The sequence below is a fragment of the Angustibacter speluncae genome, assembly GCF_054777815.1.
On sequence record NZ_BAAHAF010000137.1, the window covers coordinates 1 to 550 of the forward strand.

Genomic DNA, 550 nt, shown 5'->3' on the forward strand with positions numbered 1-550 from the left:
ACCTCGGCCGCCGAGCCCGCGGGGGGCAGCAGCACGGCGACGGCTCCCACGCCGAGCGGCGCGAGCAGGTCGCGCGCCGGTGCGCGGCCGGTGACGCGCCCGCCGACGTCGAGCTCGAGCGCGACCCGCGCGGGGTCGTCGGCCAGCGGACGGTAGGCCTGCCCGACGGCGGCGGACGCACCGGTGGTCGCCAGCGAGGGACCCTCGTCGCGCACCAGCACGGCCTGCAGGTCGGGCAGCGCGCCGTCGGTGCCGGTGGACGGCGTCGCGCGCAGCACGAGCGTGCGCGACTGGTCGGCGGACCGGGCCGCGTCGACGACGACGGCGGGCAGCGCGGGCACCGAGCGCACCAGGTCGGTCGGGGCGGGGTCGCCGGCCTGGGTCGCCGACCAGCCGCCGAGCCCGAGCAGGGGCAGCACGCAGAGCAGGGCGGCCACGACCGGCACCGCCCCGCGCACCCCTCGACGGCGACGCGGCTCGCGGGGTCGGGCCTCGTCGACGTCGTCCGCGGCGGCTGGGACGAGGAGCTGGTCGCGTGGGCCGGCGTCGA

At 80.7% G+C, this 550-nt stretch carries 1 pseudogene; it reads right to left on the bottom strand.

The window, feature by feature from the left end:
* Positions 1-550: pseudogene (locus tag ACYVKY_RS16000) on the bottom strand (hypothetical protein); the annotation flags it as partial.